The organism is Streptomyces sp. NPDC037290 (assembly GCF_055603245.1).
The window spans coordinates 286,138-304,481 of record NZ_JBVJVZ010000009.1 but is presented as its reverse complement, the minus strand read 5'-3'; the positions used below and the strand labels follow the sequence as shown (position 1 = coordinate 304,481).

Genomic DNA, 18,344 nt, shown 5'->3' with positions numbered 1-18,344 from the left:
CCGGGCGCGCTCTGGGACGCTTGGGGCCATGATCGACGACCTCGACATCGACCTGAAGCCCGTGGTCGCGGAACAGCCCGACCCCCTGCTGTTCGCGACCGTCTCCGGAGCCCATCTGTACGGCTTCCCCTCGCAGGACTCCGACGTGGACCTGCGGGGCGTCCACCTGCTCCCGCCGGCCGACCTCGTCGGCCTGCACGAACCGGAGGAGACCCGCTCGCGGACCTGGGTGCGCTACGGCGTCGAGCTGGACCTCGTCACGCACGATCTGCGCAAGTTCGTCCGGCTGATGCTGCGCCGCAACGGCTATGTGCTGGAGCAGCTGCTCTCACCGCTGGTCGTGCACACGGGGGACGCGCACCGGGAGCTGGCCGGGCTCGCCCCCGGCGTCCTCACCAGTCACCACGCCCACCACTACCGGGGGTTCGCGGTGACCCAGTGGCGGTTGTTCGAGAAGACCGGCGAACTCAAACCGCTGCTCTACACCTTCCGGGTGCTGCTCACCGGCATCCACCTCATGCGCAGCGGCGAGGTCCAGGCCCATCTGCCCACACTGCTCCAGCTGGTGGACGCGCCCGGCTATCTGCCGGAGCTGATAGCGGCCAAGGGCGAGCGGGAGCACGGGGCGGCCGGTGTCGAGCACGCGCGCGCGGAGGCCGACGTGGAGCGGCTGCACGCCGTGCTCGACGAGGCCCAGGCCGCCTCAGTCCTGCCGGACGCTCCCGGCGCGTACGACGCCCTGCACGACTTCGTGATACGCGTCCGCCTGCAGGGCTGAGTCCCGGCGGACCCGGAACAGGAAGTCGGCCACGCGTGCGTGGTCCGGATCGGGCGGGAGCGGGGTGCGGTGCAGGGCCTGTTCCGTCTCCGTTCCCAGGCGGGCCATCCACCTCTCGACCTCGGCCCAGGGGACCTCGCCCCGCTTCACCGCGAGCAGCGGCTCGCGCTGGTCACCGACCTCGATCCGCAGCTCGCCGGTGCGCAGCAGGTCCCGCGCGGTCGTCAGCAGGCGCAGCAGGTGCATGGCGTGCTTCCAGCGGGGGGCGCCCGTCGTACGGACGTCTGCGTCGAGCTTCCTGCGCTGGCCGAGGGCGTAGCGGGTGAAGGTGTCGTGGGCCCGCCGGGAGAGGAAGGCCTCGCGCAGGGAGAGCAGCTCCCGGCCGGTGTCGTCCGTGTACTCCACGAGCGGTGAGTGGAGACACTCCAGGATGTTCGGGTTGCCCCGCAGCGCCAGCTCGCAGAACCGCTCGAGCTCCCAGGAGAACTGCTCCTCGCCCGGCCCCTCCACATGCGTCGGCGGCTTCTCGAACCGCCAGAACAGGGGTGTGGGGGCGAGGAACACACCCCGCCGGTCGGTGTCGCTCGTGTCCGTCGCCAGACCGAAGGCCCGGGAACCCATGACACAGGCGTAGACGGTGTGGTCGCGTACCAGGGTCTCGGGCTGCATGCCGGGAGCGTACGCGGACCCCTCACGTCAGGTGGATCGCGTTCTTCTCCACCTTGATCGATTTCTTCGGCAGCGGCCTGGTCGCGGGGCCGTGCGCCACCGCGCCGTCGGCGATGTGGAACCTGCTGCCGTGACACGGGCAGTCGATCGTGCCGTCCGCGACCGTGCTCACGGTGCAGCCCATGTGCGTACAGATCGCCGAGAACGCCTTGAACTCGCCCTTCTTCGGCTGGGTGACGACGATCTTCTGCTCCTTGAAGATCTTCCCGCCGCCCTCCGGGATGTCCCCCGCCTTGGCCAGCGCCTTCTCGTGGGAGGAATCGGTGACGGGGGACTCGGGCATCGGCGAGGCCGAGGAGGTGGCGGCCGAGGACGTGGGAGCCGGGGTGGCGGGCCCGGAGGAGGCGGGGGACGAGGAGCTCTTGTTGCCGCCGCCGCACCCCACGCATCCCGCGGCGATCGCCGCCGCGCCCGTCGCCATAGCCGTGCGCCGCGTCGCGGGCTGGTTCATGTCACCACTCCGTACAGACGTTGAAGAGAACAAGGTGCCGAACCGGCACATACCGGAACAGCCGCATCGTCTCAGTGATCGGTCGCGGTGCGCCGCGTCCGCGCGGGCTGACTACGCTGGACGGACCAAGAACAGATCCGCACGTCAGCAGGGAGCAGCGCCGTGGCGGTACGAGCGGTCCGGGGGGCCGTCCAACTGGAGCGGGACGAGGCCGGGCACATGGACGAGCAGGTCGGAGCCCTGCTCACCGCGGTCCTGGAGCGGAACGGACTGACCACCGACGACCTGATCAGCATCTGGTTCACGGCCACGCCCGATCTGCACAGCGACTTCCCGGCCGCGGCCGCCCGCAAGCTGGGCATCGTGGACGTGCCCCTGATCTGCGCCCAGGAACTGGACATCGCGGGCGCCCTGCCCCGGGTCGTACGGATCCTCGCGCACATCGAGTCGGACAGGCCCCGCGCCGACATCAACCACGTCTACCTCGGTGCCGCGGCCGCCCTGCGCAAGGACATCGCCCAGTGAGAACCGCACTCGTCATCGGCACCGGCCTCATCGGCACCTCCGCCGCCCTGGCCCTCGCCCAGCGTGGCGTCGTCGTCCACCTCACCGACCACGACCCCGAGCAGGCCCGTACGGCCGCCGCGCTGGGCGCCGGCACCGACGAGGCCCCCGAGGGACCCGTCGACGTGGCGATCGTGGCCGCACCGCCCGCGCACGTGGCCGGCGTCCTCGCCGACGCCATGCGCCGCGGCGTGGCCCGCGGCTACCTGGACGTGGCCAGCGTCAAGGGCGGCCCGCGCCGCGAGCTGGAGGCGCTCGGCCTGGACCTGTCGGCGTACATCGGCACGCACCCCATGTCCGGCCGGGAGAAGTCCGGCCCGCTGGCCGCGACCGGCGACCTCTTCGAGGGCCGCCCCTGGGTCCTCACCCCGACCCGGGACACCGACACCGAGGTGCTGAACCTCGCCCTGGAGCTGGTCTCGCACTGCCGGGCCGTCCCGGTCGTCATGGACGCCGACGCCCACGACCGCGCCGTCGCTCTCGTCTCCCACATGCCCCACCTGGTGTCCAGCATGGTCGCCGCACGCCTGGAGAACGCCGAGGAGGCCGCCGTACGGCTGTGCGGGCAGGGCATCCGGGACGTGACCCGGATCGCCGCGTCCGACCCGCGCATGTGGATCGACATCCTGTCCGCGAACCCGGGCCCCGTCGCCGACCTGCTCTCCGACGTCGCCGCCGACCTGGGCGAGACCGTCGAGGCCCTGCGCGCCCTGCAGTCGTCCGACGACGCCAAGCGGCGCGAGGGCACCGCCGGCATCGAGGACGTGCTGCGCCGCGGGAACGCCGGCCAGGTACGGGTACCCGGCAAGCACGGCAGCGCGCCGCGTGTGTACGAGACCGTCGTCGTGCTCATCGACGACCAGCCCGGCCAGCTGGCCCGCATCTTCGCGGACGCCGGGCGGGCCGGGGTCAACATCGAGGACGTGCGCATCGAGCACGCGACCGGGCAGCAGGCCGGTCTGGTCCAGCTGAGCGTGGAGCCGAAGGCGGCGGGGGCGCTGACCGCCGCGTTGCGGGAGCGCGGCTGGGCTCTGCGGCAGTAGGCCGCCCGCACGCGTCCGGACGAGTGACGCGCACCCAGTAACCTTGTGCAGGGCGCTCTCGCTCCCCGCACCCCGCCCGCACCGCACCAGGAAGGTGTCCCTCCGTGGAAAACGGCGCCGCCCCGACCGCCAAGCCCGTGATCGTCGCGATCGACGGCCCCTCCGGCACGGGCAAGTCGAGCACGTCGAAGGCCGTCGCCGCGCAGCTCGGCCTGAGTTACCTGGACACCGGCGCCCAGTACCGGGCGATCACCTGGTGGATGGTGAGCAACGGCATCGACCTGGAGGACCCGACCGCCATCGCGGCCGTCGCCGGCAAGCCGGAGATCGTCTCCGGCACCGACCCGGACAAGCCGACCATCACGGTCGACGGCCTCGACGTGTCCGGCCCGATCCGCACCCAGGAGGTCACCTCCAAGGTCAGCGCCGTCAGCGCGGTGCCCGAGGTGCGCTCCCGGATCACCGAGCTGCAGCGCTCGCTGGCCGCCGGCGCGGAGAACGGCATCGTCGTCGAGGGCCGTGACATCGGTACGACCGTCCTGCCGGACGCCGACCTGAAGATCTTCCTCACCGCCTCCCCGGAGGCCCGCGCGGCCCGCCGCAGCGGTGAGCTGAAGGGCGCCGACGTCCACGCCACCCGCGAGGCCCTGATCAAGCGGGACGCGGCCGACTCCAGCCGCAAGACCTCGCCGCTCGCCAAGGCCGGCGACGCGGTCGAGGTGGACACCACCGAGCTCACCCTCGCCCAGGTCATCGAGTGCGTCGTCACCCTGGTCGAGGAGAAGCGGGCCGGGAAGTGAGCCGACCACCGGTTCCTTCGCCGCGGGGCGCCGAGGTCGGGCGGCGCATCGGCGTCGGCCTGATGTACGGGCTGTTCAAGCCGAGGGTGCTCGGCGCCTGGAAGGTGCCGGCCACCGGCCCGGTGATCTTCGCCGTGAACCACTCCCACAACATCGACGGCCCGATGGTCATGGGCGTCGCGCCCCGGCCGACGCACTTCCTGATCAAGAAGGAAGCCTTCGTCGGCCCGCTGGACCCCTTCCTGACCGGCATCGGCCAGCTGAAGGTGGACCGCGCCGTCGCCGACCGCACGGCGATCACCCGGGCGCTCGGCGTGCTGGAGGCCGGCGGTGTGCTGGGCATCTTCCCGGAGGGCACCCGGGGTGAGGGCGACTTCGCCTCGCTGCGCGCCGGGCTCGCCTACTTCGCGGTACGCAGCGGTGCGCCGATCGTGCCCATCGCCGTACTGGGAAGCACGGACAGGCGCGGACGGTTGATAAAGGGGCTTCCTCCCCTGCGCTCCCGCGTCGACGTCGTCTTCGGCGATCCCTTCGACGCGGGCGACGGCAGCGGGAGGCGCACGCGCAGAGCGCTGGACGAGGCGACCGAGCGCATCCAGAAGCAGCTCACCAGCCACCTGGAAAACGCCAGGCGCCTGACCGGGCGCTGGGCGACCCTTGAGTAGTGGATCAGCCGGACGATCCGGGCCGGTCCACCGATCACCACGAACGAACGAGGTACGGACTTCATGAACGACCAGATCCAGCCCGACGGCTCGGACGCGTACGAGGACGCGCACGAGTACGACCACGGGGCTCTCGGCGACGCCGAGTACGCGGAGTTCATGGAGCTCGCCGCGGAAGAGGGCTTCGACATCGAGGACGTCGAGGGCGCCATCGAGGCGGCGGGCCACGGTCCGCTGCCCGTGCTCGCCGTCGTCGGCCGCCCCAATGTCGGCAAGTCGACCCTGGTGAACCGGATGATCGGCCGTCGCGAGGCGGTCGTCGAGGACAAGCCCGGCGTCACCCGCGACCGCGTCACCTACGAGGCCGAGTGGGCCGGGCGCCGCTTCAAGGTCGTCGACACCGGCGGCTGGGAGCAGGACGTCCTCGGCATCGACGCCTCCGTCGCCGCCCAGGCCGAGTACGCGATCGAGGCGGCCGACGCGGTCGTCTTCGTCGTGGACGCCAAGGTCGGCGCGACCGACACCGACGAGGCGGTCGTACGGCTGCTGCGCAAGGCCGGCAAGCCGGTCGTGCTGTGCGCCAACAAGGTCGACGGCCCGAGCGGCGAGGCCGACGCGGCCTACCTGTGGAACCTGGGCCTCGGCGAGCCGCACCCGGTCTCGGCCCTGCACGGCCGTGGCACCGGCGACATGCTCGACGCCGTCCTGGAAGTCCTGCCCGAGGCGCCCGAGCAGTCCTTCGGCACGGCCGTCGGGGGCCCCCGCCGGATCGCCCTGATCGGCCGCCCGAACGTCGGCAAGTCCTCCCTGCTGAACAAGGTGGCCGGCGAGGAGCGCGTCGTCGTCAACGAGCTGGCGGGCACCACCCGCGACCCGGTCGACGAGATCATCGAACTCGGCGGCAAGACCTGGAAGTTCGTGGACACCGCCGGCATCCGCAAGCGCGTCCACCTCCAGCAGGGCGCCGACTACTACGCCTCGCTGCGCACGGCCGCCGCCGTGGAGAAGGCCGAGGTCGCGGTCGTCCTGATCGACGCCTCCGAGAACATCTCGGTCCAGGACCAGCGGATCATCACCATGGCTGTCGAGGCGGGCCGCGCGATGGTCGTCGCCTACAACAAGTGGGACAACCTCGACGAGGAGCGCCGCTACTACCTGGAGCGGGAGATCGAGACCGAGCTGGGCCAGGTCGCCTGGGCCCCGCGCGTGAACGTCTCGGCGCGCACCGGCCGCCACATGGAGAAGCTGGTCCCGGCGATCGAGACCGCCCTCGCCGGCTGGGAGACCCGCGTCCCCACCGGCCGCCTCAACGCCTTCCTCGGCGAGCTGGTCTCGGCCCACCCGCACCCGGTCCGGGGCGGCAAGCAGCCGCGCATCCTGTTCGGCACCCAGGCCGGCACCAAGCCCCCGCGGTTCGTCCTCTTCGCCTCCGGCTTCATCGAGGCGGGCTACCGCCGCTTCATCGAGCGCCGGCTGCGTGAGGAGTTCGGTTTCGAGGGCACCCCGATCCACATCTCGGTGCGGGTGCGCGAGAAGCGCGGCGCGAAGAAGAAGTAGCAGAAGCACCACGGCGGTACGACGCGAAGGGCGGCACCTGGAGGACCAGGTGCCGCCCTTCACCGTGCGCCGGTCACACGCCCCGGCGCGGCCCTGGAGGCAGCGCCGCCGGTACGTGCTGCATCCCGGTGTCGTGCTGCTGCCGCCCCAGCGTGCCGATCCGCTGCCACTGCGACTGCTGGCGCGCGCTGTAGGCCCCCGCGCTGTAGGCGCTGTACGAGCTGCTGAACGACCCCGCCCGGTGCCCTCCGTAGGAGGCCGTACGGTCCGTGAGGTGCCCGAAGGGGCAGAACCTCAGTCCCTCCTCGCCGCTCCGGTCACCCGGCAGCGTACGGAAGCTCTTGACCCACTCCGCGTAGAGCGAGTCGTAGATCGGCGTGGCCGAGGCACCACCAGCCCCTTCCTGTCCCGTCCGTGCGGAGGGAATGGTGGAGAACGATGACCGGCGGGGAGGAGTGTCGTATGCGTGCACGTATGTCCAAACGACCGGAGCCCCAAAGGGATGCGGTCACTTGGTCAGGGGTGCGGGGCCGGGTGGGGCCGGAAGATCACGTGCCCGCGAGAGGCAGCGCCGCGGCCACCAGCTTCCCGGCGGCCGCCGCCTTGTCGAGGGAGTCCCGCAGCAGGTCCTCCCGCGGCTGCCGCCCGATCGAGCCCACCGGTGCGGCGAACATCAGCGCCTGCTGGTGCTTGTTGGCGGCGGCCCGCCAGCTGTCCGTCACCTGCAGCGGCTGATGCGCCTGCCACCAGGCGACCGGCTGTCCGCCGCTCGCCGAGGGCTGCAGCACCGCGTGCAGCTGGCCCGCGGCGAGCAGCACCGACCAGCCGTGCAGCACCGGGGGCACGGACGCCAGCTCGGTCACCGGCATGAACCCCTGCTCGATGAGGAGCGGAAGGAAGTCGTCGCCGGACCCGGTGGTACCCGGACGCACGATTGGCGAGGTGGGCTCCACGACGAGCGCCGGGTGCAACTCGCCCTCGACCAGCACGAGTCCGCTGGTCACGCCGAGTACCGCCGGCTCGGTCGCGGCCTGCTGCGGCGCGCCCGCGGCGGCGTCGCCGGCGATTCCGCCGATGGAGCGCACGGCGCCCCGCAGCTGCTCCTCGGTGACCTGGACGACCTGGGAGGGCAGGCAGCTGGCGTGGGCGAAGGCGAGGACGGCGGTCTCGTCGCCGACGAACAGAACGGTGCTGGTGCGCTCCTGCTCGGAGTCGCCCGGGGTGCGGCAGGACGTGCAGTCGTAACTGCCCGGGGCGGTCTCTCCGGCGAGCAGCCGGTCGGCTTCTTCGTCGCCGATCTCGGCGCGTACGGCGTCGCTGACGTCGAGCATGCGCGGCACGGTGGCTCCCTCGGGATGCTGTGCTGGGTCGGCCGGGTGGCTCCCGGCCGATGAGCCCCGGGGTTCCGGGCTCATGAAGAAGACAACGGGCGTCCTGTGGTGGGGGTCACGCCTTGCGGCCGACCGGTTCGAACCAACCGCCGTACACGGTCACCTTGGGTGCGGAATCCGCCACTCACGGTCAACTGCCCGCCGCGTCAAGGAACTTGGAGGGGTGAAGTAAGTCACAGATCGCTGCGGCCGGTGGTCGACAAATCAGGAAATCAGTGGATCTAGTGGGTGGCAAAAAATCGCTGATACCCGCGGTAACGGGCAACTGGCCTGGAATGACAGCGAGTTGGTTGATTGTGACCGCTCGACCTCCCTACATTCCTCCGCCGTGTGCAACGAGCACCGCTCGGGTACGTCCGACGACCGGCACCGGCACGGCACCACCGCCGGCACCGGTCACGCGGACGGGGCGGGCACGGCCAACCGCGGTCCGTCGCGGCGAGACGTGCTCCGCCCGGGGGAGCCCGGGTTCGTGGAGAGGGAACTACATGTCCGAGTGTGCCGATACCACCCGTAGCACCGCCCGTCCCGACGGCGCCCGCAAGGGCCGTACGACGGCCGCGCTCGCCGGAGCCGCCCTGCTGGCCCCACTGGGCCTGCTGGCCGCCACCGGTAACGCCGCAGCGGCGGACAACGGGGTGTGGGACCGCATCGCCCAGTGCGAGAGCGGCGGCAACTGGCACATCAACACCGGCAACGGCTACTACGGCGGGCTCCAGTTCTCCGCCGGCACCTGGCGCGCGTACGGCGGCACTGCCTACGCCCCGACGGCCGACCAGGCCTCCAGGAGCGCGCAGATCGCCGTCGCCACCCAGGTCCAGCACGCCCAGGGCTGGGGCGCCTGGCCCGTCTGCTCGGCCCGCGCCGGAGCCTTCGGTACCGCTCCCGCGGCGGACCGCACCGGCTCCTCGGGCACGGCGGCCTCGAAGGGCGTGACGACGAAGTCCGCCCCGACCAGGTCCACCCCGGCCCGGTCCGCTCCGGCGAAGACGCCGCAGCGCCCCGCGGCCCCGACCGGCCGCAGCGCCTTGCGCGGTGACTACACCGTCCGCGAGGGCGACACGCTGAGCGCCATCGCCGCCCGGCACGGCACCACCTGGCAGCGGATCTACACCGCCAACAAGAAGGTCATCGGCGCCGACCCGAACCTGATCGTGCCCGGCCAGCGCCTCGCTCTCTGAGCCGCGCCCGGTACGCCCGAGACAGCCGCTGTCCCGTCGAGGACAGCGGCTGTCCGCATCCCCTGGCAGACTCGGCCCCATGTTGGAGACCTCGGCACGACTCCTGCGCCTGCTCTCGCTGCTCCAGGCCCACCGCGAGTGGTCCGGCGCCGAACTCGCCGACCGCCTCGGCGTCACCTCGCGCACGGTCCGCCGGGACGTGGACCGGCTGCGCGAGCTGGGCTACCCGGTCAACGCCAGCCCCGGCACCGGCGGCGGCTACCAGCTCGGCGCGGGCGCCGAACTCCCGCCGCTGCTGCTGGACGACGACGAGGCCGTCGCCGTGGCCGTGGGCCTGCGCACCGCGGCGGGCCAGGGCATCGAAGGCATCGGCGAGACCTCCGTACGCGCCCTCGCCAAGCTGGAGCAGGTGCTGCCGAACCGGCTGCGCCGCCGGGTGAGCGCCCTCAACGCCTTCACCGTGCCCATGCTGCGCGGCGGCCCGCCGGTGTCGCCGGTCGACCCGGCCCTGCTCACCGAACTCGCGCACCTGTGCCGGGACGCCGAACTGCTGCGCTTCGAGTACCGCAGCCACGACGGCGCCGCCAGCCGCCGCACCGTCGAGCCGCACCGGCTGGTGTGCAGCGAGCGGCGCTGGTACCTGGTCGCCTGGGACGTCGACCGGGCCGGCTGGCGCACGTTCCGCGCCGACCGGATCACCCCGAAGCCGCCGCACGGACCCCGCTTCACCCCGCGCGAACCCCCTGCCGAGGACCTGGCCGCCTATGTCTCCAAGGGCGTCTCCACGCGCGCGTACGCCACGCACTCGGCCGTACGGCTGCTGGTGCCGCTGCAGGAGGCCGCCGAGCGGATCTCGCCGTCCGCCGGGACGCTGGAGTCCGACGGCCCGGACACGTGCATCCTCCGCTCCGGCGCGGCGAACCCGGACCTGATGGTCGTTCACGTCATGATGCTGGGCTTCCCGTTCGAGGTGATCGAGCCCGCCGAGCTGACTGAGGCCATCAGGAGGATCCGGGACCGGCTCGACGCGGCTCTGGCCGCGGCGCCCGCTCCGCGTACTCCGGGTGGTGCAGGTCGAACGCCGGGGACACCGAGCGGATCCGGGGCAGCGTGACGAAGTTGTGCCGGGGCGGCGGGCAGGAGGTCGCCCACTCCAGGGACCGGCCGTAGCCCCAGGGGTCGTCGGTGTCGACCTTCTCGCCGTACCTCGCCGTCTTCCAGACGTTGCAGAGGAACGGCAGCGTCGACAGGCCCAGCAGGAACGCGCCGATCGTGGAGACCGTGTTGAGGGCGGTGAAGCCGTCGGCCGCCAGGTAGTCGGCGTACCGGCGGGGCATGCCCTCGGCGCCGAGCCAGTGCTGCACCAGGAACGTGGTGTGGAAGCCGACGAACAACGTCCAGAAGTGGATCTTCCCGAGCCGCTCGTCCAGCATCTTGCCGGTGAACTTCGGCCACCAGAAGGAGAAGCCGCCGAAGACCGCGAAGACGACCGTGCCGAAGACGACGTAGTGGAAGTGGGCGACGACGAAGTACGAGTCCGTGACATGGAAGTCCAGCGGCGGGGAGGCCAGGATCACCCCGGTCAGCCCGCCGAACAGGAACGTCACCAGGAAGCCCGTCGCCCACAGCATCGGCGTCTCGAAGGACAGCGAGCCCATGAACATCGTGCCGGCCCAGTTGAAGAACTTCACGCCCGTCGGCACCGCGATCAGGAACGACATGAAGGAGAAGAACGGCAGCAACACCGCGCCGGTCGCGAACATATGGTGCGCCCACACCACGACCGACAGCCCGGTGATCGCCATCGTCGCGCCGACCAGCGTCAGATAGCCGAAGACCGGCTTCCGGCTGAACACGGGGATGATCTCCGTGATGATCCCGAAGAACGGCAGCGCGATGATGTACACCTCGGGGTGCCCGAAGAACCAGAACAGGTGCTGCCACAGCAGCGCCCCGCCGTCGGCGGCCTCGAACACCCGGGACCCGAACCGCCGGTCCGCCTCCAGCACCAGCAGCGCGGCCGCGAGCACCGGGAACGCCAGCAGGATCAGGATCGACGTGAACAGCGTGTTCCAGGTGAAGACCGGCATCCGGAACATCGTCATGCCCGGCGCGCGCATCCCGACGATCGTGGTGATGAAGTTGACCGCGCCGAGGATCGTCCCGAAGCCCGACAGGGCCAGGCCCATGATCCACAGGTCCGGTCCGACGCCGGGGGAGTGGGTGGCGCTGTTGAGGGGCGCGTAGGCGAACCAGCCGAAGTCGGCCGGCCCGTCGGGCACCAGCAGCGAGCCCAGCACGATCAGCCCGCCGAAGGCGAACAGCCAGTACGACAGCATGTTCAGCCGAGGGAACGCCACGTCCGGGGCGCCTATCTGCAGCGGCATCAGCTCATTGGCGAACCCCGCGAAGCTCGGGGTCGCGAACAGCAGCAGCATGATCGTGCCGTGCAGCGTGAACAGCTGGTTGAACTGCTCATCGGTCATGATCTGCAGCCCCGGCCGGGCCAGCTCGGCCCGCATCAGCAGCGCCATCACCCCACCGGCCAGGAAGAAGCCGAACGCCGTGATCAGGTACAGATGCCCGATCTTCTTGTGGTCGGTGGTGGTGAGCCAGTCGACCACCACCCGTCCAGCCCGGTTCCTGCCGCGCACCGGCCCTGCCGTCGCCCGTACGGTCTCGGTCCCCATCGCTCGCCCGCCCCTCCGCATCCTCGCGCCCGGACCCGCCCACGCCCGCGGCACGCGTACCCGTGAGCGGGCGTCCTGATGCTCGCCCTGGCATGCGCTTCGACCGGGGGCATACGGCCGTCGTGTGCTGAATGAGTGAATTTCCTATGCGGCGTCAGCTGCCGGGGCGGGGCACCGGATTGCGTGGGAATCCCGCTCCGGGAGCCGCCTGGATCGGCGCCGCGGCACTTTTCCCGGGCCAATTCGAAGCGGTGCTGCGCAACACGGGAATTGCGTTCGATTACCCCGCGGAGACCTGCGGAAACCCTCGTACGTGTGAAGGGGTTCGAGCGGTACGCCGGCCGGGAAGCTGTGACAGAAGTGTGACGGGAGTCTGATAGGACTCTTACCCTGGGCTGCGCGGTAGCGTGGCGGCATGGCACCGATTCCCGCTCCGTCAGCGGAGCCCCAGGACAGTCCGGACGGGTACGTCGGCCTCGACGCCGCGAACGCCGAGCGGCTCGCTCGGGAGCGGGGATGGCCGACGGTGCGGTCGTTGCCGCCGGGCGCGATCATCACCATGGAGTACCGGGTGGGGCGGCTGAACTTCGAGGTGCGGGAAGGTCTCGTGGTGCGTGCCTGGAAGGGGTAGCGCTCCGCGGGGCCGTCATGTGCTCCCCTGCGGCGCCGTATCGGCCTGTCGCGCCGCTCCCCGCGCCCCTTGCGGGGCGCTGTCCGCGCCGGCGTGACCGAGGCCCCGCTGTCAGCCGCCCGTGAGAGGGCGGGCCGCCGGCTGCGTCGTGCCGCGGGGCAGGCGGTGGTCGGTGTGCGGTGGGCGGCGGCTGCCCGCCGGGGTGACCGGAGTGCGTTCGGAACGGGTCGTGTGCGGACCGGGGGCCAGATGGGCCAGCCCTCTGGAGGCGCGGGTCGTGGCGACCGGTTCGCGCGCCGGGGTCGGCTGCTCGGCCGGCGTGGCGCGCGGCCTGAGCACCACCGGCGTGACGGGGACGGCCGGTTCGGGCAGGGGGCGGCCACGGCGGGCGCGCCAACGGTCGCGCAGATCGAACAGCGCGGTCTCGGTCCTGGCGATCAGCGGCTCGAACCACGGCAGGGCGAGCAGGATCAGCAGGCCCGCGGCCCAGCCCAGCAGGACGTCGCTCAGCCAGTGCGTACCGAGGTAGACGGTGGTGAGGCCGACCCCGAGCGCCGTGATCGCGGACAGCGCCGACAGCCAGCGGCGCGCTCTCGGGGTAGAGGCCAGATAGGCCAGGATGCCCCACGTCACCACCGCGTTGGCGGTGTGGCCGCTGGGGAATATATCGCCGCCCAGACCCATCTCGTTCGAGCCGATCACGGTCGCGTAGTGCGGACCGAGGCGCCCCATGCCGAGCTTGGCGGCGCCGACCGTGATGTTCAGCAGGAGCAGTGAGGTGGCCAGGGTGAGCAGCGGGCGCAGGGTGTGCTGCCGCCAGGAGCGCCAGCCGAGCCAGGCCGCGACCATCACCGCGGTGGGGCCGCGCTGGCCGAGCACCACGTAGTAGTCGAGGAAGGCGTGGATCTGCGGCCACTGCTGGTACGGCCGGAAGAACATGACCTGCCAGTCGAGCCGGACCAGCCAGGACGTGATCACCACGGCCCACACGATCGCCAGGTAGAAAGCCAGGGTCGCGGTGAAGAGAACGACCCGGTGCCGGCTCATCCTTGGCACATCGATGTGGGCCGGTCGTTCCGGCTCACGGTCGAGTCTGGCGAACACCCGGTCCAGACGCCGGGTGAGGTTTCGTTCGGTACGCACCCAATCGACGTTACAGCGAGTGAGCTGTGTCCCCGGTCGAAACAGCGGCTTTGTGATGACGATGTGATGTGGGAAACCTCTCAAGCGAGGTCTGAATTCCAGTGATTCTGCAATCCGGTGACGCCGTCCTCTGCAATTCCTTTGATCATGCCGGGCGTTGTTTATATCGCGCTTATGAATGCGTTAACCCGGTCCTGGCGCGGAATTCTCCGCGGCGTCATCGCGTGGACGAAGTGGATCATGGTGGACCGGAACCGTTCAGCCAGAAGGCCCCGTAGACCGCCGAGGCGACGGCCAGGACGGCCATGACCAGCACGGATCGGGACGTGCGCGACCGGGCGAGGGCGCAGGCGAGCGGCAGCAGCACCGGGAAGGCCGGCACCAGCAGCCGCGGCTTGGAGCCGAAGTAGCTCGACGCGCACAGGGCGAGCGCGAGGACGACACCCGTGTACACCAGGAGTTCGACGGGCTGACGCCGGCGCACGCCGGTCACGTAGAGCCACAGCAGCAGGGCGACCCCGATGATCAGGCCGAGGCCGGCGAGGGCGGACGGAAATGACGTGAACTTGTCGGCCACGAAGCGTGCGAAGGCGTAGCCGCCGTCGAAGCCGTTGCGCCATCCGGCCTGGACGTCCAGGTACCCGAGCGGCCCCTTGCCGGTCCGCCGCCCGACCCAGAGCACATAACCGGCGGCCCCGAGCGGCGCGATGAGCATGCCGAGGGCGACCCGCCCGGGCGCGGCGTGTGGTGCGAAAGAGGTGGAGGAGGCGCTACAGGAAGCGCCCTCGGTGTCCTGCGCGCCGCTCGTACGCGCCGGGGCGTGTGCGCCTTCGGGCGCGCCCGAGGAATGCGCGGGGGCGTGAGTCTCGTTGCGCGCGCGGAACGTGCGCGACGCGCTCCTCTCTCGCACGAACGAGGTCACACCCGCCACCCACACCGCCGCGACCACCGCGGCCCCCACCGGCCGGGTGAGCCCCGCGAGTGCGGCCAGCGTGCCGGCGGTGATCCAGCGGCCGGTCAGCAGTGCGTACAGCGACCAGGCCGCCAGCGCCGTGAACAGCGACTCGCTGTACGCCATCGACTGCACGATCCCGACCGGCAGCACCGCCCACAGCAGCACGGCGCAGATCCCCACCCGCGGCCCGTACACCCGGTCGGCGACCGCGAAGATGCCGCAGGCCGCGGCGAGCGAGGCGAGCAGGGCGACGACGAAACCGACGTCCGCGTACGACAGCGGCAGGGCCGCGTGCCCCAGCCGCTCCAGCCACGGCAGCAGCGGGAAGAACGCCAGGTTGGAGTGGACGTCGCCGTTCGGCAGCCGCACCTCGTAGCCGTACCCCAGTTCGGCGACCCGTGTGTACCACAGCGAGTCCCAGCGCGCGGTCAGCAAGGTGTACGCGCTCTTGCCGCGCGCGGCGCTCCACACCGCCAGCACGACCAGCCCCAGGGCGCGGACCGCCGCGTACCCCAGGAGGGCCGGGGCCGCCCGGCGCAGGAGGGAGGCGTGGGAGGGGGCCACGCGCGTCTCAAGATCGGTCACGGGCTCGATTATCGACCGCCGACGGAACCGGACCGGCCCCCGGGGCGTGGTCCGGAGGAGGTGCCGTGGCGTACGCCACACGGGTTCCGTCGTGCGTGTGAGAGGTCCGCCACGTGCCCCCGTGACGAACTCGCGTACGCTGACGAGTCACCCGCGTGGGTTCGCGCGGGCCGGAGACACCGCTCCTCTCCGGCCGTACGACAGGGAGTCCCCACCCCGTCGGTCCGCCCCAACGCGAGGCTCATCTGGGAGGTACGTACATGTCCGGGACGACCACGGCTGCCGCACGGCCGCGCCGTCGGACGGCCGGGGCCGGTGCGAGCCGCTGGGTCGTCCTCGTCGTCCTCTGCGTCAGCCTGCTGCTCGTCGCCCTCGACGCGACCGTGCTGCACGTGGCGGTGCCCGCCGTCACCGAGGACCTCAAGCCCGGCGCCATACAACTGCTCTGGATCGTCGACGTCTATCCGCTGGTCTGCGCCTCGCTGCTGATCCTCTTCGGCACCCTCGGCGACCGGATCGGCCGCAGACGCGTCCTGCTGCTGGGCTACGGCCTCTTCGGCGTCGCGTCCGCCCTGGCCGCGTTCGCGCAGACGGCCGAGACGCTGATCCTCGCCCGTGCGCTGCTCGGCGTCGGCGGCGCCATGATCATGCCGGCGACGCTGTCGATCCTGCGTCAGGTCTTTCCCGACCGCCGCGAGCGCGCGCTCGCCATCGGCATCTGGAGCGCGGTGGCCGCCGTCGGCGCGGCGGTCGGACCGCTGCTCGGCGGTTTCCTCCTGGAGCACTTCTGGTGGGGCGCGGTGTTCCTGGTCAACATCCCGCTGATGCTGGTGAGCCTGCCGGTGGGCCGGATCCTGCTGCCCGAGTCCCGCGGGGAGCAGGGCGGCCCCTGGGACGTCGTCGGTGCCCTGATGGCGGCCGGCGGTCTCTTCGGTGTCGTCCTCGGCGTGAAGCGGCTGGGCGGCGGTCAGGCGCCGGCGGGTCCCTTCACCCTTCTGCCGCTGCTGGCCGGCGCGGCGCTCCTGTTCTTCTTCGTGCGGCGACAGCGGCGGCTGCCGCATCCGCTCGTGGATCTGCGGATGTTCCGCCGGCCCGCGTTCAGCACCTCGGTGGCCTGCATCGTGCTGGCGATGCTCGCGCTCGTCGGCCTGGAGCTGATCGCCGCCCAGTATCTGCAACTGGTGCTCGGGCTCTCCCCGCTGCAGACCGGCCTGAGGCTGCTGCCGCTGACCATCGCGGCGATGGCGGCGGGCCTGGCGGGAGCGCGGATGCTGCGCCGCTTCGGGCCGCGCCGGATGGTCTGCTTCGGCTTCTGCCTCACCGCGGCGGCGGTCGTGACGCTCACCGCGATGGGCGGCACCGACAACGCCCCGCTGCTGCTGTCCGGTTTCGTGCTGCTCGGCTTCGGCCTGGAGACCACGCTCTTCGGCGCCTACGAGTCGATGCTCAGCGAGGCCCCGGTGGACCAGGCCGGCGGGGCGGCCGCGATCGGCGAGACGTCGTACCAGCTCGGTGCGGGCATCGGCATCGCGCTGCTCGGCAGCGTGATGAACGCCGCCTACGCCCCGGGTCTGCGCTCGGTGCGAGGCGTGCCGGGGCACGCCTCGGACGCGGCGGGGCACTCGCTCGGCGAGGCCTACGACGTCGCCGGGCGCCTCGGCGGATCCGCGGGGGCGGCGCTGCGCCGGGCCGCGCGGGACTCCTTCGTGCACGGGCTGCATGTGACGCTGCTGGTGAGCGCGGGTCTGCTGGTGCTGGGTGCGCTGATGGCGCTGCGGCTGCCGAGGGTCATGCAGTGCGCGGAGCCCGCGGTCGCGGTGGAGCTGCCCGCACCGCGGGAAGTGGCGGACTCCCGCGTCTCGGCCTGACGCACGGAACACGATGACCACTGGACGTTGCGGGACACTGCACCGTAACGTCGGCGTCAAAATGTAACTAGCGGTGCTAGTTTCTTGTGTGCCGGAGGGTGTCCCATGTCCGCGTCCTCGAAGTTGCCCCCTTTCGATCCCGCCGACCCGCTCGGGATCGACGACCTGCTGGAACCGGAAGACCTGGCCGTGCGGGACACCGTGCGCGCCTGGGCGGCGGACCGGGTGCTGCCGCACGTCGCCGAGTGGTACGAGAAGGGGGAGCTGCCCGGCATCCGCGAGCTCGCGAGGGAGCTGGGCAGGATCGGGGCGCTCGGGATGTCGCTCAGCGGCTACGGGTGCGCCGGGGCCAGTGCCGTGCAGTACGGGCTCGCCTGTCTGGAGCTGGAGGCCGCCGACTCCGGGATCCGGTCCCTGGTCTCCGTGCAGGGCTCCCTCGCCATGTACGCGATCCACCGGTTCGGCAGCGAGGAGCAGAAGCAGCAGTGGCTGCCGCGCATGGCGGCCGGCGAGGTGATCGGCTGCTTCGGGCTGACCGAGCCCGACCACGGCTCCGACCCCGCCTCGATGCGCACCCACGCCAAGCGCGACGGCGGGGACTGGGTCCTCAGCGGCCGCAAGATGTGGATCACCAACGGATCGGTCGCCGGGGTCGCCGTCGTCTGGGCGCAGACCGAGGACGGCATCCGCGGCTTCGTCGTCCCCACCGACAGCCCCGGCTTCTCGGCGCCCGAGATCAAGCACAAGTGGTCCCTGCGCGCCTCCGTCACCAGTGAACTCGTCCTGGACGACGTACGGCTGCCCGCCACCGCCGTCCTTCCCGAGGTCACCGGTCTGCGCGGACCGCTCAGCTGTCTCTCGCACGCCCGGTACGGCATCGTCTGGGGCGCGATGGGCGCCGCGCGCAGCAGCTTCGAGGCGGCGGTCGACTACGCGAAGACGCGGGAGCAGTTCGGGCGGCCCATCGGCGGCTTCCAGCTCACCCAGGCCAAGCTCGCCGACATGGCGGTCGAACTGCACAAGGGAATCCTGCTCGCCCACCATCTGGGGCGGCGGATGGACGCCGGCCGCCTGCGCCCCGAGCAGGTCAGCTTCGGCAAACTCAACAACGTCCGCGAGGCCATCGAGATCTGCCGTACGGCGCGGACGATCCTCGGTGCCAACGGGATCTCCCTCGAGTACCCCGTGATGCGGCACGCGACCAACCTCGAGTCGGTGCTCACCTACGAGGGCACCGTCGAGATGCACCAGCTCGTGCTGGGCAAGGCGCTCACCGGGCTCGACGCCTTCCGGTGAGGCCCCGGACGGGCAGG

General features: G+C 71.5%; 18 protein-coding genes. 11 read left to right on the top strand and 7 right to left on the bottom strand.

Going from position 1 to position 18,344, the window contains the following annotated elements:
- Positions 1-28: 28 nt before the first annotated feature.
- Positions 29-778 (top strand): nucleotidyltransferase domain-containing protein, encoded by a 750-nt coding sequence (locus ACZ7HQ_RS29350; protein ID WP_470996093.1) that lies wholly within the window; start codon positions 29-31, stop codon positions 776-778.
- Here the strand turns inward: ACZ7HQ_RS29350 and ACZ7HQ_RS29345 are convergent.
- Together ACZ7HQ_RS29345 and ACZ7HQ_RS29340 are read right to left on the bottom strand one after the other, a co-directional pair.
- A complete protein-coding gene (locus ACZ7HQ_RS29345) occupies positions 704-1,447 on the bottom strand; it encodes a nucleotidyltransferase domain-containing protein (RefSeq protein WP_470996091.1) in 744 nt (247 codons plus the stop codon). The two genes, ACZ7HQ_RS29350 and ACZ7HQ_RS29345, sit on opposite strands and share 75 nt — an antisense overlap.
- A 22-nt stretch (positions 1,448-1,469) precedes the next feature.
- Entirely contained in the window at positions 1,470-1,958 is a 489-nt protein-coding gene (locus ACZ7HQ_RS29340) for a Rieske (2Fe-2S) protein (protein ID WP_470996088.1), read from the bottom strand.
- A gap of 162 nt (positions 1,959-2,120) precedes the next feature.
- Between ACZ7HQ_RS29340 and aroH the strand changes: the two genes are divergently transcribed.
- From aroH to der, 5 genes are all read left to right on the top strand, one after another.
- On the top strand, positions 2,121-2,483 hold the full coding sequence (gene aroH / locus ACZ7HQ_RS29335; RefSeq protein ID WP_470996085.1) for a chorismate mutase: 363 nt from the start codon (positions 2,121-2,123) through the stop codon (positions 2,481-2,483).
- Positions 2,480-3,565, top strand: coding sequence for a prephenate dehydrogenase (locus ACZ7HQ_RS29330; RefSeq protein WP_470996082.1), 1,086 nt, complete (start codon positions 2,480-2,482; stop codon positions 3,563-3,565). Before aroH ends, ACZ7HQ_RS29330 begins: the two co-directional genes overlap by 4 nt.
- Before the next feature lie 104 nt (positions 3,566-3,669).
- On the top strand, positions 3,670-4,365 hold the full coding sequence (gene cmk, locus ACZ7HQ_RS29325; RefSeq protein WP_470996079.1) for a (d)CMP kinase: 696 nt from the start codon (positions 3,670-3,672) through the stop codon (positions 4,363-4,365).
- Complete coding sequence (locus tag ACZ7HQ_RS29320; protein ID WP_470996075.1) at positions 4,362-5,030, top strand: lysophospholipid acyltransferase family protein; 669 nt, start codon at positions 4,362-4,364, stop codon at positions 5,028-5,030. Before cmk ends, ACZ7HQ_RS29320 begins: the two co-directional genes overlap by 4 nt.
- A gap of 63 nt (positions 5,031-5,093) precedes the next feature.
- Entirely contained in the window at positions 5,094-6,587 is a 1,494-nt protein-coding gene (der, locus tag ACZ7HQ_RS29315; protein WP_470996072.1) for a ribosome biogenesis GTPase Der, read from the top strand.
- A 73-nt stretch (positions 6,588-6,660) separates the two neighbouring features.
- Here the strand turns inward: der and ACZ7HQ_RS29310 are convergent, their stop codons facing one another.
- Together ACZ7HQ_RS29310 and ACZ7HQ_RS29305 are read right to left on the bottom strand one after the other, a co-directional pair.
- Positions 6,661-7,059: a hypothetical protein gene (locus ACZ7HQ_RS29310; RefSeq protein ID WP_470996069.1), complete on the bottom strand. Its 399-nt coding sequence runs from the start codon at positions 7,057-7,059 to the stop codon at positions 6,661-6,663.
- 76 nt (positions 7,060-7,135) lie between these two features.
- The gene (locus ACZ7HQ_RS29305; RefSeq protein ID WP_470996066.1) at positions 7,136-7,927 is read right to left on the bottom strand and encodes a hypothetical protein; all 792 of its coding nucleotides are present in this window, start codon (positions 7,925-7,927) and stop codon (positions 7,136-7,138) included.
- A gap of 539 nt (positions 7,928-8,466) precedes the next feature.
- Here ACZ7HQ_RS29305 and ACZ7HQ_RS29300 point away from each other — a divergent pair.
- Both ACZ7HQ_RS29300 and ACZ7HQ_RS29295 read left to right on the top strand, forming a co-directional pair.
- Entirely contained in the window at positions 8,467-9,159 is a 693-nt protein-coding gene (locus ACZ7HQ_RS29300; protein WP_470996063.1) for a transglycosylase family protein, read from the top strand.
- Between the two features lie 79 nt (positions 9,160-9,238).
- A complete protein-coding gene (locus tag ACZ7HQ_RS29295) occupies positions 9,239-10,273 on the top strand; it encodes a helix-turn-helix transcriptional regulator (RefSeq protein ID WP_470996060.1) in 1,035 nt (344 codons plus the stop codon).
- On the opposite strand, the gene ctaD is transcribed toward ACZ7HQ_RS29295, so the two are convergent.
- Entirely contained in the window at positions 10,161-11,849 is a 1,689-nt protein-coding gene (gene ctaD, locus ACZ7HQ_RS29290) for an aa3-type cytochrome oxidase subunit I (protein ID WP_470996056.1), read from the bottom strand. The two genes, ACZ7HQ_RS29295 and ctaD, sit on opposite strands and share 113 nt — an antisense overlap.
- 415 nt (positions 11,850-12,264) lie before the next feature.
- On the opposite strand from ctaD, the gene ACZ7HQ_RS29285 reads away from it, so the two are divergent.
- Positions 12,265-12,480: an I78 family peptidase inhibitor gene (locus ACZ7HQ_RS29285; protein WP_470996053.1), complete on the top strand. Its 216-nt coding sequence runs from the start codon at positions 12,265-12,267 to the stop codon at positions 12,478-12,480.
- Positions 12,481-12,591: 111 nt separating this feature from the next.
- Here the strand turns inward: ACZ7HQ_RS29285 and ACZ7HQ_RS29280 are convergent, their stop codons facing one another.
- Both ACZ7HQ_RS29280 and ACZ7HQ_RS29275 read right to left on the bottom strand, forming a co-directional pair.
- A complete protein-coding gene (locus tag ACZ7HQ_RS29280) occupies positions 12,592-13,623 on the bottom strand; it encodes a phosphatase PAP2 family protein (RefSeq protein ID WP_470996050.1) in 1,032 nt (343 codons plus the stop codon).
- 238 nt (positions 13,624-13,861) lie between these two features.
- A complete protein-coding gene (locus ACZ7HQ_RS29275; RefSeq protein ID WP_470996047.1) occupies positions 13,862-15,163 on the bottom strand; it encodes a mannosyltransferase family protein in 1,302 nt (433 codons plus the stop codon).
- A gap of 260 nt (positions 15,164-15,423) precedes the next feature.
- Between ACZ7HQ_RS29275 and ACZ7HQ_RS29270 the strand changes: the two genes are divergently transcribed.
- A complete protein-coding gene (locus ACZ7HQ_RS29270) occupies positions 15,424-17,031 on the top strand; it encodes an MFS transporter (RefSeq protein ID WP_470996045.1) in 1,608 nt (535 codons plus the stop codon).
- Between the two features lie 105 nt (positions 17,032-17,136).
- Positions 17,137-18,327, top strand: a complete 1,191-nt coding sequence (locus tag ACZ7HQ_RS29265; protein WP_470996043.1) for an acyl-CoA dehydrogenase family protein — start codon at positions 17,137-17,139, stop codon at positions 18,325-18,327.
- Positions 18,328-18,344: the final 17 nt, after the last annotated feature.

What these genes read in the sequence shown, in the direction of transcription:
- ACZ7HQ_RS29350 (WP_470996093.1), top strand. Translation starts at nt 29, where the DNA reads ATGATCGACGACCTCGACATCGACCTGAAGCCCGTGGTCGCGGAACAG.
- ACZ7HQ_RS29345 (WP_470996091.1), bottom strand. Translation starts at nt 1,447, where the DNA reads ATGCAGCCCGAGACCCTGGTACGCGACCACACCGTCTACGCCTGTGTC.
- ACZ7HQ_RS29340 (WP_470996088.1), bottom strand. Translation starts at nt 1,958, where the DNA reads ATGAACCAGCCCGCGACGCGGCGCACGGCTATGGCGACGGGCGCGGCG.
- der (WP_470996072.1), top strand. Translation starts at nt 5,094, where the DNA reads ATGAACGACCAGATCCAGCCCGACGGCTCGGACGCGTACGAGGACGCG.
- ACZ7HQ_RS29300 (WP_470996063.1), top strand. Translation starts at nt 8,467, where the DNA reads ATGTCCGAGTGTGCCGATACCACCCGTAGCACCGCCCGTCCCGACGGC.
- ACZ7HQ_RS29295 (WP_470996060.1), top strand. Translation starts at nt 9,239, where the DNA reads ATGTTGGAGACCTCGGCACGACTCCTGCGCCTGCTCTCGCTGCTCCAG.
- ctaD (WP_470996056.1), bottom strand. Translation starts at nt 11,849, where the DNA reads ATGGGGACCGAGACCGTACGGGCGACGGCAGGGCCGGTGCGCGGCAGG.
- ACZ7HQ_RS29285 (WP_470996053.1), top strand. Translation starts at nt 12,265, where the DNA reads ATGGCACCGATTCCCGCTCCGTCAGCGGAGCCCCAGGACAGTCCGGAC.
- ACZ7HQ_RS29270 (WP_470996045.1), top strand. Translation starts at nt 15,424, where the DNA reads ATGTCCGGGACGACCACGGCTGCCGCACGGCCGCGCCGTCGGACGGCC.
- ACZ7HQ_RS29265 (WP_470996043.1), top strand. Translation starts at nt 17,137, where the DNA reads ATGTCCGCGTCCTCGAAGTTGCCCCCTTTCGATCCCGCCGACCCGCTC.